Raw genomic sequence first — 15191 nt, forward strand, 5'->3', positions numbered from 1 at the left:
TGTCGCTGACGCACCGTCCGTTGTTCCCGTTGGTCCCCCAAGCCGACCCCGCGAAGGAGGCGAGACAGCTCCACGCGGAAGGGGGCCTGGTGCCGGTGAGACTTCCGGGTGACGTGGCGGCCTGGGCGGCGGTGGACCACCCCACCGCCCGGCTGGTCCTCGGTCACCCGGAACTGACCAAGGACGCCGCGCACTGGCCGGACCTGGTCTCCGGCCGGGTCCCCGACCACTGGGAACTGATCGCCGTCATCCGCGGTGCCGGCATGCTGCACGCCGGCGGTGACGATCACCGGCGGCTGCGGAAACTGGCGAGCAGCGCGTTCACCCGGGCGCCGATCGCGGCGCTCGAAGGCCGGATCACGGAGATCGCCGAGCAACTGCTCGACGACCTCGCGGAGGCGGACCCGCGGGAACCGGTCGACCTGCGCGACCGCTTCGCCTACCGGCTTCCGGTACGGGTCATCTGCGAGGTGCTGGGCGTACCGGACACCGCGGTGTCCGGGCTGCGCAGCGCCTTCGAACGCCTGGTCACCCCGCAGGAGGACGGCGCGGAGGACATCCGGGTCGCCCAGGCGGAGATCCACCGGTCGCTGACCGCGCTGATCGCCACCAAGCGGACGGCGCCGGGCGACGACCTGACCAGCGCCCTGATCCAGGCACACGACGACGGCGACCGGCTCAGCGAGGAGGAACTGGTCGAGACGCTCTTCCTGATCCTCATCGCCGGACACGAGACCACGCTCAACCTCATCAGCAGCGCGGTGCACGCGCTCCTGGAGCACCCGGACGCGCTGGCGAACGTCCGCGAAGCGGCCCGACGGGGGAGTGGAGGGGGCGCGTGCCCCTACGCTCACGGCGGCGGCCGTGGCGCCCGTACCGAAGTGGGCACCGACGACGGCAGCACGGGCGCCGGGACCGCGGATTCGGGCACCGGGCCCGCGGACGCCGGGGCCGACGACACGGACGACGACGTCTGGACCGCGCTGGTCGACGAGACCCTCCGGTTCTCCTCGCCGGTGCGGCACGCCCTGATGCGATACGCCGTCGAGGACGTCGACATAGCCGGTGTCCGGGTGGCCCGGGGTGAACCCGTCCTCGCCGGCCTGTACGCGGCGGGCCGCGACCCGGGCCGGCACACGGACCCCGACGTCTTCGACCCGGCCCGCCCCACGCGCCGTGACCACCTCGCGTTCGGTCACGGCGCGCACTACTGCCTGGGAGCGCGCCTGGCGCGCCTGGAGGCGAGGATCGCGCTGAAGGCGCTCTTCACCCGCTACCCGGACCTGGATGCCGCCGGCACCCCGGAGCGGCTCGCGTCCATCTCCGTCCAGGGCGTCCGTGCCCTGCCGGTCCGGCTGAACGCCGGGCGGCCGCGCAGTTGACGGTACGTCCGGGGGCTGTGACCGCGGCGGTGACTCCACCGGTACGCGGTCCCAGCCCCGGGCTCCTGACCTGCCGCTCTTCGTCTACCGCGGAAGAATCCGCTTCCGCCACGACCCGCGGTCCGGTGCCGTGGCCGTCGTGGCAGCCGTGCCGGCCGTGCCCCGGGACTCGACGCGGGGCTGCGGCTGGGCGCCCGCGGACGCCCCCTGCTTGGGCCGCTGCGGGGTGAAGTGCACGGGAAGGGTGTTCAGCCGGCTGGACACCATCGACGTGGTGACCGACAACTCGGACTCCGGCACCGCCAGTTGAATGTCGGGCAGCCGCGCGAGCAGCGTGTCGATGGCCGTGTCGGCGATGGCCCGTCCGATGTCCATGCCGGGGCACTCGTGCGGGCCCTTGCCGAACGCCAGATGCGAACGGTTGCCGTGCACGGGCGTGGACAGGTCCGGGCGTACGGCGGGGTCGCGGTTGCCGGCGGACAGGCCGAGCAGCACCATGTCGCCGCCGTTGATCCGCTGTCCGCCGAGCACCGTGTCGCCGGTGGCCCAGCGGTTCGGGATCAGCGAGAGCGGCGGCTGGTCCCACATCACCTGGTCCAGCGCGTCCGGCAGCGTCATCTGACCGCCCGCCAGATGGCCGCGGAAGCGGCGGTCGGTGAGCACCATCCGCAGCGTGTTCGCCACCAGGTTGGCGGTGTTCTCGTTCGCGGCGACCAGCGCGTGCCGCAGGTGCTGGAGCACCTCGTCGTCGGACAGGCCCGCCTCGTGGCGCAGCAGCCAACTGGTGAGGTCGTCGCCGGGCGCGGCCTTCTTGCGCCGGATCAGCTCTTCCATGGTCTCGACGACGATCTGGTTGCTCTTCACGGCGGTCTCGGTGGGCCGCACCAGGTCGCGTACGGCCTCGCCCAGCGGCAGCGCGTCCTGCTCGGGTATGCCGAACTGCCGGCTCAGCACCAGGATCGGCAGCTTCTCCGCGAAGTCGGTCACCAGGTCGGCCTGGCCGGCCGCGGCGAACGCGTGGAGCAGACGGTCCGTGTAACGCACCACGTAGCGGCGGTTCCCGTGCCGGTTGATGCGCGCCAGGCTGTCGGTGACCGCGCTGCGCAGCCGCGCGTGCTCGTCGCCGTCGGCGAAGGCGATGACCGGCTGGTACGCGGTGATGGGCAGCAGCGGCGAGTCGGGCGCCAGGCGGACGTTCCAGCGGCGGGAGTCCGCCGAGAACAGCAGCGGGTTGCGCAGGACCTCCAGATTCTCCTGGTGTCCCAGGACGAGCCACGCCCTGATCTCGCCGGGCAGCAGTACGGGCGCCACCGGCCCGTGCTCCTGGCGGAGCCGCTCGTACAGATCGTGCGGTGCGCGTTCCGCCTCGGGCCCGTACAGCCGCCGCAGTCCGCCGGCTCCCTGTGCGTGAGCAGGGCACTGCGCGGGCGGGGACGGCAGGGACGGGGTGCTGGGGGAGCCGGGAAAGGGGCTGGTCACAGGTCCTCCGAGAAGCAACGGCGGGGCAACGCGCAGCATATCGCCGGGGCATGGCGCTCCCGCACGCAGCCCGTACGCGGTCCGCACGCGACCCGTGCGCGGTCCGCACGCCCTGCGGCCGGTGCTGCACCGGGCCAAACGGAACGGGCCGGGAAGGGCACGGAAGGAGAAGGTGAACGGTCCCTTCGGGGCGGAAACCGGCCCGGGACGCCCCCTTTACGGGACCTGCCGGACAATTGATCATGATGGATGGCCGGTCGTACCGGAACGGAGGGCCAGCGGTGTCGGTGCGGCACGACAGATGCGCGGCGGGCACAACGCCGCCGTCCCGCGCCGCCCCTGACGGTGCCTCTTCCGCTCCGGTCCGCCGGCGTGCGCCGTACCTCCCGGTGCGGCGCTCCGCCCGAGCAAAGGACGAGTCGTGGCAGTAGCGGAGCAGTCGGTCGGTTCGGAGTCGGTCCCGCGCGCGCCCGGGGCGGTGCCGCTGCTCGGGCACGCGGTGAGCCTGTGGCGCGACCCGTTCGGGTTCCTGACGTCCCTGCGGGCGCACGGCGAACTCGTACGCCTGAACCTCGGCACGATGCCCATATACGTCGCGACGTCCGCCGAGGTCGTGCACGAGGTGACGGTGCGCCAGGCCCGCTCCTTCGAGAAGGGACGTTTCTTCGACCGGCTGCGGCCCCTCGCGGGCAACGGCCTCGCCAACGCCAACGGCGAACTGCACCGCGCACACCGGCGGCTCATCCAGCCGATGTTCGCCAAGGACCGCATCGCGGCCTACTCCGACACGATGCGGCGCAACGCCCGCGCCGTCTCCGACCGGTGGACGGCCGGTCAGGAACTCGACGTGGCCCACGAAATGGCCTCCTTCAGCATCGAGACGCTGGCCTCCACCATGTTCTCCTCGGACATCGGCCGGCCCGCGGTGGAGGCGATCCGCAGGAACCTGCCGATCGCCCTGAAGAACCTGCTGCTCCGCGCGGCCTCCCCGAAGATCCTGGACCGGCTGCCGATCCGCCCCAACCGCGAGTTCGACGCCGCGGTGGCGGAGCTGCGCCAGGTCATCGACGAGGTGATCAGGACCGCCCGTACCGAGCAGCACACCGGCCACGACGACCTGCTGTCGCTGCTGCTCGCGGAGGGCGACCGGCTGTCCGACACCGAGGTACGGGACGAACTGAGCACCATCCTCTTCGCCGGCGCCGAGACCACGGCGGGCACGCTCGCCTGGGCCTTCCACGAACTGGCCGGGCACCCCGAGGTGGAGCGGCAGATGGTGGCGGAGATCGCGGAGGTCGTCGGCGACCGCCCGGTGACCATCGAGGACGTACCCCTCCTGCCGACCGTCCGCCGGGTCCTGGACGAGGTGATCCGCCTGCACGGCGTCACCCTCCTCATGCGCCGGGCCACCGAGCCGGTGGTCCTGAACGGCGTGCGGCTGCCCGCCGGCACCGAGGTCGCCTTCAGCCTCTACGCCCTGCACCGCGACCCGAACGTCTACGCCCACGCCGACCGCTTCGACCCCGACCGGTGGCTGCCCGAACGGCAGCGGGAAGCCGGTCTCGGCCGCGAGACGTTCATCCCCTTCGGAGCCGGCAACCGCAAGTGCCTCGGCGACCAGTTCATCTACACCGAGGCGACCATCGCCCTGGCCACCTGGCTCCCGCGGTGGAAGCTCGTCCCCGTCCCCGGCCACACCCCGAAGGAGATCGCCTCGGCAGTGGCGGCGGCCGACCGTATCCCCATGACGGTCACGGAGCGCCGTCCCTGACGTGGCCGGAAAGCCACCACGCAAGATCGCGCCGTGAGGAACTCCGATAGGTTCGCGGCGCGGCCCCGGGGCCCCGGCCCGGGCAGCTCCGGCCCGGCCGCCCCGGCCCGGTCCCGGCCCCGGCATGAGGAACCCCCTGATGAACATCTCGGAACGCGTCGACGTCCCGGACGCGCTGGTCACGTCGTACGGCAAGAGCGACGCCGGACGAGCCTGGCTCGCCGCCCTGCCCGCCCAGGTCGCGCAGTTCCTGGAGCGCTGGGAACTGAGGCGGGACGGCGCGGCCCGGTCCGGGATGGCCTCGCTCGTCCTGCCGGTCCTGCGTACGGACGGGACGCACGCCGTACTGCGGTTCCAGCCGCCCACGGAGGAGACCGACGCCGCGCTGGTCGGACTGCGCACCTGGAACGGTGACGGCGCCGTACGGCTGATGGCGCACGACCGGACGGGCGGCGTCATGCTGCTGGAGCGGCTGGACGGGACCCGTACGCTCGCGTCCGTCGCGGACGACGACACCGCGATGACCATCCTGGCCGGACTGCTGCGGCGCCTCGTCGCCGTGCCCGCCCCGGCGGGTCTGCGCGGACTCGGCGACATCGCCGCCGGCATGCTGGAGCAGACGCCCGCGGCGGTGAAGGCGCTGTCCGACCCCGCCGACCGGCAGCACCTGCGGCGCTGGGCCTCGGTGGTGGCCGACCTGGCCGCCGAGCCGGGGGACCGGTTGCTGCACTGGGACCTGCATTACGGCAACGTGCTCGCCGGGCAGCGCGAGCCGTGGCTGGCCATCGACCCGGAACCGCTGGCCGGTGACCCCGGCTTCGACCTGTGGCCCGCCCTGGACAGCGGGTGGGAGGACATCGCCGCGACGGGCCGGGCGCACCGCGTGGTACGCCGCCGGTTCGACCTGCTCACCGAGGCGCTCGGGCTGGACCGCGAGCGGGCGGCCGGCTGGACGCTGGGCCGGCTGCTGCAGAACTCCCTGTGGGACATCGAGGACGGGGCGACGGCACTCGCCCCGTCGCAGGTCACCGTCGCGGAGGCGTTGCCGCTCCGGTAGAGCGGGGCGCGCGCACGGTGCTCATGCGCGGGGCCGCGCACCGGGCCGGCCGTGCGACGGGATGACCGTACTGCGGGGCCGTACAGCGGGGCGCCCGCTCCGTGACTCACACCACAGCGGCAACGCCCGAATGCCGGGTGTAAGGCCGGTCGGCCGGGACACACGAGCGGCAGTGCTTCGGAACCGTAGGCACCCTTCCCTTATTTCTGCCGAGGGGCTCGTCTGTCGTTTTCCGGACCGGCCTCTCGCCTGCCTGTGACCACCCCACGTGAACCCGAGTGAAGCGGTAAAGGAGAGCCGGCGATGGCCACCCCCGCGACCGCGCGCCCCCATGAGCGCGGTGCCAAGGATGTCGACACCAGTGACGAGTTCCGTCTGCTGGCAACGCTGGAGGACGGGCCGGTCAAGGAGCAGATACGCCGGCGCATCATCACCGCCTGGCTGCCGATGGCCCACCGTCTCGCGTACCGGCTGCGGGAGCGCGGCGAGCACCTCGACGACCTCAAGCAGGTCGCCGCCCTCGGCCTGGTCAAGGCCGTCGACCGGTTCGACCCCGACCGCGCGGACGCGTTCGAGCAGTTCGCGGTGCCCACCATCACGGGCGAGCTCAAGCGGCACTTCCGCGACCACACCTGGCACGTGCACGTGCCGCGCCGCATCCAGGAACTGCGCAACAAGGTCCGTCCGGCGATCAAGGAACTCGGCACCACCCTGGACGGGCGTACGCCCAGCACCGAAGAGATCGCCGCGTACACCCGGCTGCCCGAGAAGGATGTCGCGCTGGGGCTGCGGGCGCTGGAGAGCTACCGGTCGCTGTCCCTGGACGCCGCCCTCGACCACGGTGGCGAAGGCGGTGACGCGCACACCCTGCTGCACGTCCTCGGCGCGCTCGAAGACGCCTTCGCGCTCGTCGAGGACCGCGAGACGGTCAAGCCGGTGCTGGCCCGGTTGCCCGAGCGGGACCGCCGCATCCTGTACCTGCGGTTCTTCGAGGACAGGACGCAGAGCGCCATCGCCGCCGAACTGGGTGTGTCACAGATGCATGTCTCCCGCCTGCTCAACCGGGCGCTGGCCCGGATACGTACGGAGGCGACCCGGGCCCCGGCGGAGCAGTACCGCAAGGCGGCCTGAGCCACCGTACGGCTGCGTACGCGGCCACACCTCTCACGCCCGGCTTCCGTCCGGGTTCGGCCAGGGTTCCGCCCTGTTTCCGCGCTGTCGAGACGGACGAGGCAGGAGGTGTGACCGCGCCGACGGGGTACCGAGTGAAAACGTACGGTCCACCGACAGAAGCGGACCGGAAGAGGAACGGAGCGTGCATGGCCGGTCAGGCGCGGAAGCAAGAGTCCGTACGGCGCGGGTCCGCACGGCAGGCGACCTCGCAGGGCCACCGCGAGCAGCCTGCCGAGCAGGGCCGCATCGCCCGGGTGCGGCAGTGGTGGATCCGGGCCTGGGGCTCGGCGGGACACGAACGCCACACGCTGCTGCTGATCGGCAAGAGCACACTGGCGGCGACCGTCGCCTGGGTGTTCTCCTACAACCTGCTCGACGCGGAGTCGCCGGCGTTCGCGCCGTTCTCCGCCGTCCTGATCATGCAGGTGACGGTGTACCAGTCCCTGCTGCAGTCGCTGCGGTACGTGGGGGCGGTGGCGACCGGGGTCGCCGTGCAGGCCGTCCTCGGGTACCTGGCCGGCCCGGACCTGCTCACCTTCGCCCTCGTGGCGGTGGTGGCGCTCACCATCGGCCGGTGGCCCGCCCTCGGTTCGCAGGGTTCCCAGGTGGCGACGGCGGCCTTCTTCGCCTTCTCCACCTATGTCTCGGCACCGTCCGGGATCGGCAAGATCGCTCACCTGGGGCAGATCATCCTGCTGGTCCTCATCGGCTGCGGCGTCGGCGTCATCGTCAACATCGCCCTGGTCCCGCCCCTGCGCTACCGCAGCGCCGAACACGGCATCCACACCCTCGCCCGCGCCCTCTGCGACCTGGTCAGCGACATGTACCCGGCGATGCGGGAGGGCGAGATGGAGGAGGAGCGCATCAGCCACTGGCGCAGCCGCGCCGAACAGACCGGCGGGCTGATCACCCAGGCCGAGAACGGGCTGCGGACGGCGCGCGAGAGCCTCTACTACAACCCGCGCAACCGCCTGGGCCGCCACCGGGGCCGTAAGAGCTTCGAAGGCTACGGCACGGTGCTCAGGGCACTGGAGCGGACCATGTACCAGTTGGCCTCGCTCACCCGCAGCCTCGACCAGTGGCGCCAGGACGGCGGCGAACGGGACCGGCGCTTCCTGCGCGGCTACGCCGACTTCCTGGAGGCCGTCTCCCGGATCACCCAGGTCCTGGGGCAGCTGACCGAGGAATCGCTGTCCGACCAGTCCGGCGAACTGTCCGGGCTGGTGGACCAGGCCCAGGAGTGCTGCCGTCGGGTGACCGAACAGGCCGAGCAGGACGGGCTGCCGCTGACCGACCCGGCCTGTCCCTACGGAGTGCTCGTGGTGGAGGCCACCCGGCTGATGGACGAGTTCCGGTACACCTGTGACGTACTCCAGCAGCAGGTCGACGCGTGACGACGGTGCCGGATTCCCCCAGGTGCGGACCTGTCCGGGTGATGTCAGGAGCCGGACGGCACCAGCACCGTGCGCCGCCCGCCGTCGTTAGTCCTTTCAACCGACAAGGAGAACGACATGCCTGCTGAGATCATCGACACTCCCCTCCACTCGGACGAGGGGCAGCCACTGTGCATCCACAGAGACTGGTTCGAGAGCGGCTGGCCCGTCGTCATGCCGCTCCACCAGGCCATGTGGACGGTGATGCTGCTCAGCACAGCGACGGCCCGGCAGCTGAGGGGAGATCTCGACGCCGTCGCCGTACAGGTCTTCGGCGACGACCCCCGGCGTGCCCCGCGCGGTCTCGGCGGCCGGGGACTGGAGTCGCCGCTGGCGTGGCTGGACACGGAGGCCGTGGAGGCGGCACGGAGCCCGGCGGAAGCCGCGCAGATCACGGCGGACGCGCGGACGCACCGTGCGTGGTGCGAAGAGGCGCTGCGCGCGGCCGGCCTCCCGGCGCCGTCCACCGTGCGGGACCTGGCGGCGGTCATGGAGCGCCTGGGGATCGCCCGGTGCGAGGACGGGCGGTGGTCGATGCCCGAGCACTTGCCACGCCCGGAGGACGTACTGCGGCTGCCCGAAACGCTCGTCGGACGCCTCCGGCACCTCCGGCGGGTGCAGGACGTCGAGCCGGCCGAACGCGCCCTGCTGGACCACGTCACCCACACGCTCGGCCGCCCGGCGCAGTTCATCACGACACTGCAACGGCTGAAGCAGGCCACCGGCTTCGGCGCGGGCAGGCTGCGGGACGCCCTCGACCACCTCGCCACCGACACGGGTGAGATCCGGCTGTACCGCGGCCAGCCGCCCGTCACCGTCGCGGCGGAGGATCTCACCGGGCAGAGCCGCTTCCTGATCGCCATGGACTGGGCCCGTATCGACGACGGCCGCCACGTGGTGGTACGCACCGTCTGACGGCTCGGTGTCCGGCCTGTCCCGCCCGTAGGGCCACGCGGATGCTCGGAGGCGGCGCGGACGGAGCTGCCGGAGCCGACGGGGGCGGCCGAGCGGTGGCGCGGACCGTTCGGCCGCCCGATGCTTACTGCCGATTTACCGCACTTCCGTGCAGGATGGGCAGGGTTTTCACCGCCGCGTACTGCCGTACTGCCGTTTACTGCCGTACTGCGCACCACCTGAGGAAGGATCAGCAGTGGGCTCGTTTCCCGTCCCCGTCCCCATATCGGTTGCCCTGTCCGTTCTGCGGGGCTGCCGGGGCTGACCGCCGTGACCGTCCCCGCCGAGCCGCACCCGCCGGTGGCCCTGCCGCCGAAACCTTCCGTCGGTCCGGAGCCCGCGCTCCACCCGGTGCGATGGCTCCGGCCGACCATCCGGATACGGCTCACGCTGCTGTACGGCGGCATGTTCCTGATGGCCGGCGTCGTGCTGCTCGCGATCATCTACATGTTCGCGGCGAACACCCTCAAGGAGGGCACCCCGGAGTTCCAGGTCTTCGGTACGGACATCAGCCTGGGCAACGTGAACTGCCGGGACCTCCAGTCCGTCGCCACGGTCGACGACATCAACGCGGCCATCAGCAACTGCCTCCGCGAGCAGCGTGCCTCGGTGCTCCAGACCTTTCTCAACCGTTCGCTGCTGGCGCTGCTGGGCCTGACCGTCGTCGCGTTCGCCTTCGGGTACGCGATGGCGGGGCGCGTCCTGTCGCCGCTGGGCCGGATCACCCGTACCGCGCAGCGGGTGGCGGGCTCGGACCTGCACCGCCGGATCGAGCTGGGCGGGCCGGACGACGAGCTCAAGGAGCTGGCGGACACCTTCGACGAGATGCTGGACCGGCTGGACCGGGCCTTCGAGTCGCAGCGCCGTTTCGTCGCCAACGCCTCGCACGAGCTGCGCACGCCGCTGGCGATCAACCGGACGCTGCTGGAGGTCCAGCTCGCCGACCCGGACGCCTCGCCGGAGCTGGCGCAGCTGGGCAAGACGCTGCTGGCGACCAACGAGCGCAGTGAGCAGCTCGTCGAGGGTCTGCTGCTGCTGGCCCGCAGCGAGAACAAGATCGTGGACAAGAAGCCGGTGGATCTGGCCGAGGTGGCCTCGCAGGCCGTCGACCAGGCCCGCACCGAGGCGCAGGCCAAGGGTGTGGAGATCCGCGGCGTGCGCCGGCAGGCGTTCGTGCAGGGCAACGGCGTGCTGCTGGAGCGCATCGCGCTCAACCTCGTGCAGAACGCGGTGCGCTACAACGTCCCCCGGGACGGATGGATCGAGGTGATCACCGAGCCGCAGCCGGGCTGTGCGGTGCTGGTGGTCTCCAACACCGGCCCGGCCGTCCCGGCCTACGAGGTGGAGAACCTCTTCGAGCCGTTCCGGCGCCTGCGGACGGAACGCACCGGCAGCGACAAGGGCGTCGGCCTCGGCCTGTCCATCGTGCGCTCGGCGGTACGCGCGCACGACGGCACCACCACGGCGACGCCCCGCGAGGGCGGCGGACTGACCGTCCGCGTCGTCCTGCCGCTGTGAGAAGCCCGTACCCGGCCGGAGGACCGGCCGGGTACAGGGCTGCCGGGCCGTCTACGGGCCGGTGACCTACTTGCCCACAATGGCGAAGGTGTCCCCGGCGGAATCACTCACCGTGCAGTCCATGCCGTTGTACCGGTCGACGAAGGTGCCGGTCAGATAGGCGAACGCGTCGTACGCCTGCTCCAGGGGCAGCCCTTCCCGGACCCTGAACCGCAACTGCACGTGGACGGATTCACGCGGCTTGAGCGTCTTGGGCGCCGGGATGGCGCCCGAGGCGACATCGCCTTCGCGCAGCGTCTTCCACGCCTTCTGCGCCGGGTCCCAGTACTGCAGGTCGGCGTAGGGGCTCAGGTAGCGCTCACCCGGGTTGTAGACGTGGTTGCTCACCCGGGCGCTGAGGCTGAAGGACTTCATCTCCTTCGTCGAGGTGTTGGTGAGGGTGGCGTTGAAGGGCTTCCACTCGTTCCCGAGGGTGATCGTCTCGGGTACGCCGAAGGACCGGCCCACGAACGCCTGGTTGTGGTGCCCCCCGATCTCGTGGCAGTCCGGCATCTCCGCGGCGGGAGCCGCTTGCGCGACGGGCGCCGCGGCCAGCGCCACCGGGAGCAGGACGGCCGTCGCCACCGAGGCCGAAAGGGCACGGCGTATCTTCATGGAAACCTCTTTCTCGTACTTCTTCGTTCGTTCGCGGATCGTGAGGGGCGCGGTCCCGCCGCTCACGCGGTGGCGTCCGTGCCGCCCTGAGCTGCCGCGCCCCGGCGCCGACGCGACCCGAACACGGCTCCCGCGCCGACCGCCATCGCGGCACCGCCGGCGAGCGCGACGGTCGGCAGTGCGGTGGGGGAGCCGGTCTGCGCGAGCTGACCGCCCTGCGGCCCGGCACCACCGTCGGAGCCACCGGTGGCACCGCCGTGCGTGGCGTTCTGGCCGGTCTGGGCCGCGTCGCCGCCCGGCTTGCCGGACTGGCCCGGCTTCGTGGCCGGGGGCTGCGTGGGCTTGCTGCCGGCGGGCAGCATCTTGAAGTCGACCCAGGTCTCCTTGGCCGAGCCGCAGGAACCGTCGCGGTTGCGGTAGTCGCCCGCGGCGAGCATGAAGCCGGAGCCGGGCTTGGCGTTCTTCACCACACGGGTACGCAGCTCCAGCGTGACGCTCTTGTGCGCGCCGATCGCGAAGGAGCCGAACAGGGTCCGCGTCTCCGCGTCGTGGAAAGTCTTCCAGGTGCCCGTCTTGATGTCGCGGTACTCGGTGTCCAGCTCCCAGTACGGCCGGTCGACGTCCTGCGAGGACGACACGTGCAGGAACGGCTGCACCTGCTCCATGGCCTTGCCGGTGGTGTTGTCGAGCGTCATGGTGAACCGCGTCCAGGCGCCGCCCGCGACCAGTTGGGCGGGTACCTTGTTGACCGCCACCCGAAGCTGGTCGGACGCGAACGCGCAGGTCTGGTCCTGGCCTTCGGTGCTCTCGCCCCCCTTGGTGCCGTCGGAGCCCTTCGTGCCTTCGTCGCCCTTGGGGGCCTTCCCCTCACCGGCGGCAGGACCGGTACCCGTGGCCTTGCCGTCCTTGCCCGCCTCGTCGGCCTTGCCGGTCTTATCGGCAACCTTGTCCTTCTCGTCTTTGCTATCACCCTTGTCGGCCTTGTTGCTTGTGCCGGTCTTGTCCGGGGTCTCGGCTTCCGTGGAGTCGGCGGAGGCAGGGGTACGGACACCGGCCCCGGGCGCCGGCTCCGTCGCGAACGCGGCGGGCGCGGCCATGACGGCGACGGGTGCTAGTACGGCGGCCGCCGCGGCGGCCGTCAGGGCACGGCGTATCTTCATCCAGCACACCTCTCGAATCCCAAGTGCCACTTCGGGTGGCATGAGCATCTGTCCACCTATCCTGACGGACTGTGCGGGGGATCGGTTGTGTACTCAACGTGCTTGAGTAAAGGGGCAGGTAGATGTTGCGTAGGTGAAACCTGGGGGGCCGACGGTTACGTACGTAACGCGGCCGGTGCACCGTCACATGCGGAAACGCCGACCACCCACCCTCGGGCCCCGCCCTGCGCCGGCGGCCGTGGCAAGTGATCGGCGAGCTTCACCGAAGCCGGACGGACTCCGGCTTCGCCGTCATTCCGCCGCTGTTCCTCTCTGTTCCTCCACCCGCAGCGCGCCGGACGGACACAGCATCCCGGCTTCGAGGGCGGCGTCCCGGTGGTCGTCGCCGGGCTCGGGGACGAGTACGGTGACGATGCCGTCCTCGTCCTGGTCGAAGACGTCGGGCGCGGTCAGCGCGCACATTCCGGCGCCGACGCAGACCGCTCGGTCGGCGGTCACCTTCATCGGTTCCACCTCTTCTCCACCTCCTCGGTCCCGGTCACCAGGTGACGGGGAGTTCGTTGACGCCCTGGATGGTGGTGCCGGGGCGCAGTTCCAGGCGCTCGACCGGGGTGGCCAGTCGCAGGGTGGGGATGCGCTCGAACAGCGCGGTCAGGATGATCTCCAGTTCGAGCCGGGCCAGGTTCTGGCCGAGGCACTGGTGGACGCCGTAGCCGAACGAGAGATGGTGCCGGGCCGAGCGGTGGATGTCGAAGGTGTCGGGATCGCGGAAGACCTCCGCGTCGCGGTTGGCGATGGAGTTGGTGACGATCACGCCCTCGCCGGCCCGGATCAGCTGCCCGCCGATCTCGATGTCGGCGGTGGCGACCCGGCTGCCCGCGACGTCGGCGATGGCGAGGTAGCGCAGCAGTTCTTCGACGGCGCCGGGGACGAGCGCCGGATCGGCCCGCAGGGCGGCCAGTTGGTCGGGGTGGTCGAGCAGGGTGATGACGCTGAGGGAGGTCATCGACGCGGTGGTCTCGTGGCCGGCGATGAGCAGGAGCAGGGCGTTGGAGATCAGTTCTCCGCGGTCGATCGTGCCCTCCGCGAGCTGCCGGTGGACCAGCGCGCTGAGCAGGCCGGACCCGGGCTCGGCCGCCAGGCCGGTGATCAGCTCGTCCAGGTACCGCTCCAGGTCGTCGCGCGCACCGGTCGCGTCCTCCACGCTCGTGGACTGCACCAGGCGCTTGCTGGCGTCCTGGAAGAAGTCGTGATCGGCGTACGGGACGCCCAGCAACTGGCAGATCACCATCGAGGGCACCGGCAGCGCGAACTGGCTGACCAGGTCGGCGGGCGGGCCTGCCGCGAGCATGTCGTCGAGGAACCCGTGGACGATGCGTTCGACGTCCGGGCGCATGCCCTTGATGCGCTTGACGGTGAACTCACTGATCGTCATCCGGCGCCGCTTGCCGTGCTCGGGCGGGTCCATGCCGATGAAGGCGGGCCGGCGGTCGCGCAGCGCCTCCAGGCGTGGGGAGATGAGCGGGAAGGTCGGGTGGTTGCGGTCGGAGGACAGCCGGGGATCGGCGAGCAGCTTGCGGGCGGTCTCGTGCTTGGTGACCACCCAGGCCCGTCGGCCGTCGTAGAGGGTCACCGGCCGCAGCGCGTCCTGCTCGTCGCGCAGCCGGGCGTAGGAAGCGGGTAATTGGTACGGGCAGGTGCGGTTGCTGGGGAAGGCGGGGGCGTCGGTCGTACGGAGCGTTGCGGAGGTCTCGGTCATCGGTCCCCTTGAAGGTGCTGACAGCCTCTTTAAAGAACGGTCAGTTCTCTAACTTGGAGGCTAGAGTGCTCCCTTAGAGAACGCAACGTCCTCTCGGCATGCTGTGCACACTCCAAGGAGCCACGCTGTCTTCGAACGCCGACGACCGGCCCGCCCCGCCGGCCGCCGACCACCGCAAAGGGCCGCGACGCCGCGGCGAGGAACTCGAACACGCCATCCTGATGGCGGCGTTCGACGAACTGGCCGAGGTGGGCTACGCCGCGCTGACCATGGAGCGCGTCGCCGTCCGCGCCCGTACGAGCAAGGCCGTCCTGTACCGCCGGTGGACCGGGCGCGCCGAACTGGCCCTGGACGCCTGGCAGGCGCGCGGCCTGTCCGGCCTCGAACTGCCCGACACCGGCACGCTGCGCGCCGACATGATCGCCCTGCTGCGGCAGGTGTCCGCCAAGATGGACAGTCCGATCGGCGGCATCATGCGCGGCCTGCTGGTGGACCTGACCCGCGACCCCGAGTTCGCCCGGCTGATCCGTGAACGCATCCACACCGTCGGTCCGGTGGCGGTCCGGACCATCCTGCGGCGGGCCGTCGAGCGCGGTGAGGTCGAGGAGTGGGTACCGGTCTCACGGCGGGCCAGCGTCGCCACCGACCTGCTCCGCAACGAGTTCCTGCTCTTCGGGGCCCCGGTGGAGGACGAGACCATCATCGAGATCATCGACGATGTCTACCTGCCGTTGGTCCTGGCCCCGGCTCCGAGGCTGACGCCCCGCTCCGGCGGACCGCGCGAGGAGCGGTGACCGCCGGTCCACCGAAAATCCCGTGCCGCGCCGTCGGCGGAGGCGCAGACTCGCTCC

The 15191-nt window shown here is 71.4% G+C and carries 13 protein-coding genes; 8 read left to right on the forward strand and 5 right to left on the reverse strand.

Annotated elements, in window-relative coordinates:
* The first annotated feature begins 89 nt into the window (after positions 1-89).
* Complete coding sequence (locus tag AB0A97_RS22260; protein ID WP_361152606.1) at positions 90-1382, forward strand: cytochrome P450; 1293 nt, start codon at positions 90-92, stop codon at positions 1380-1382.
* A gap of 84 nt (positions 1383-1466) precedes the next feature.
* Here the strand turns inward: AB0A97_RS22260 and AB0A97_RS22265 are convergent, their stop codons facing one another.
* On the reverse strand, positions 1467-2861 hold the full coding sequence (locus tag AB0A97_RS22265) for a cytochrome P450 (protein ID WP_361152608.1): 1395 nt from the start codon (positions 2859-2861) through the stop codon (positions 1467-1469).
* A 421-nt stretch (positions 2862-3282) separates the two neighbouring features.
* Between AB0A97_RS22265 and AB0A97_RS22270 the strand changes: the two genes are divergently transcribed.
* The 6 genes from AB0A97_RS22270 to AB0A97_RS22295 all read left to right on the forward strand — a co-directional run bounded on the left by AB0A97_RS22270 (position 3283) and on the right by AB0A97_RS22295 (position 10767).
* Positions 3283-4632, forward strand: a complete 1350-nt coding sequence (locus tag AB0A97_RS22270; protein ID WP_361152610.1) for a cytochrome P450 — start codon at positions 3283-3285, stop codon at positions 4630-4632.
* Positions 4633-4771: 139 nt separating this feature from the next.
* On the forward strand, positions 4772-5689 hold the full coding sequence (locus tag AB0A97_RS22275; RefSeq protein ID WP_361152613.1) for an aminoglycoside phosphotransferase family protein: 918 nt from the start codon (positions 4772-4774) through the stop codon (positions 5687-5689).
* 303 nt (positions 5690-5992) lie between these two features.
* Positions 5993-6820 carry a SigB/SigF/SigG family RNA polymerase sigma factor gene (locus AB0A97_RS22280; protein WP_361152615.1) on the forward strand — a complete coding sequence of 276 codons (828 nt, stop codon included), beginning with the start codon at positions 5993-5995 and terminating at the stop codon, positions 6818-6820.
* A 188-nt stretch (positions 6821-7008) separates the two neighbouring features.
* Positions 7009-8256, forward strand: coding sequence for an aromatic acid exporter family protein (locus tag AB0A97_RS22285; protein ID WP_361152617.1), 1248 nt, complete (start codon positions 7009-7011; stop codon positions 8254-8256).
* Positions 8257-8373: 117 nt separating this feature from the next.
* Positions 8374-9210 (forward strand): DUF6042 family protein, encoded by an 837-nt coding sequence (locus AB0A97_RS22290; protein ID WP_361152620.1) that lies wholly within the window; start codon positions 8374-8376, stop codon positions 9208-9210.
* Positions 9211-9549: 339 nt separating this feature from the next.
* Positions 9550-10767, forward strand: coding sequence for a HAMP domain-containing sensor histidine kinase (locus AB0A97_RS22295; protein WP_361152723.1), 1218 nt, complete (start codon positions 9550-9552; stop codon positions 10765-10767).
* Between the two features lie 66 nt (positions 10768-10833).
* On the opposite strand, the gene AB0A97_RS22300 is transcribed toward AB0A97_RS22295, so the two are convergent.
* The 4 genes from AB0A97_RS22300 to AB0A97_RS22315 form a co-directional block, all read right to left on the reverse strand.
* Positions 10834-11421: a hypothetical protein gene (locus AB0A97_RS22300; protein ID WP_361152622.1), complete on the reverse strand. Its 588-nt coding sequence runs from the start codon at positions 11419-11421 to the stop codon at positions 10834-10836.
* 62 nt (positions 11422-11483) lie between these two features.
* Positions 11484-12581 carry an LPXTG cell wall anchor domain-containing protein gene (locus AB0A97_RS22305; RefSeq protein WP_361152625.1) on the reverse strand — a complete coding sequence of 366 codons (1098 nt, stop codon included), beginning with the start codon at positions 12579-12581 and terminating at the stop codon, positions 11484-11486.
* 291 nt (positions 12582-12872) lie between these two features.
* Entirely contained in the window at positions 12873-13085 is a 213-nt protein-coding gene (locus tag AB0A97_RS22310) for a ferredoxin (RefSeq protein WP_361152725.1), read from the reverse strand.
* A gap of 34 nt (positions 13086-13119) precedes the next feature.
* A complete protein-coding gene (locus AB0A97_RS22315) occupies positions 13120-14340 on the reverse strand; it encodes a cytochrome P450 (RefSeq protein WP_361152627.1) in 1221 nt (406 codons plus the stop codon).
* 98 nt (positions 14341-14438) lie between these two features.
* On the opposite strand from AB0A97_RS22315, the gene AB0A97_RS22320 reads away from it, so the two are divergent.
* Positions 14439-15134 carry a TetR/AcrR family transcriptional regulator gene (locus tag AB0A97_RS22320; protein WP_361152630.1) on the forward strand — a complete coding sequence of 232 codons (696 nt, stop codon included), beginning with the start codon at positions 14439-14441 and terminating at the stop codon, positions 15132-15134.
* The last annotated feature ends 57 nt before the right edge of the window (positions 15135-15191 follow it).

The sequence above is a fragment of the Streptomyces sp. NPDC045470 genome (assembly GCF_040646595.1).
Taxonomy (GTDB): Bacteria; Actinomycetota; Actinomycetes; order Streptomycetales; family Streptomycetaceae; genus Streptomyces.